The organism is Neisseria sp. HMSC068C04, assembly GCF_001810105.1.
GTDB classification, from domain to species: domain Bacteria; phylum Pseudomonadota; class Gammaproteobacteria; order Burkholderiales; family Neisseriaceae; genus Neisseria; species Neisseria flavescens_B.
The window spans coordinates 1-265 of sequence record NZ_KV799975.1; the positions used below are offsets into that span (position 1 = coordinate 1).

Consider the following 265-nt stretch of genomic DNA (forward strand, 5'->3'; position numbering starts at 1 on the left):
TCACCATGGATAACGGCAAAGAGTTCTACCAACACACTAAAATAACCAAAGCATTGAAAGCGGAGACTTATTTTTGCCGCCCTTACCATTCTTGGGAGAAAGGGCTGAATGAGAACACCAACGGACTCATCCGGCAATACTTCCCCAAACAAACCGATTTCCGCAACATCAGTGATCGGGAGATACGCAGGGTTCAAGATGAGTTGAACCACCGACCAAGAAAAACACTTGGCTACGAAACGCCAAGTGTTTTATTCTTGAATCT

General features: G+C 44.9%; 1 protein-coding gene. It reads left to right on the plus strand.

Going from position 1 to position 265, the window contains the following annotated elements:
* Positions 1-265 (plus strand): IS30 family transposase (locus HMPREF2700_RS07845; RefSeq protein ID WP_070591392.1); only part of this gene is annotated, 265 nt, incomplete at both ends.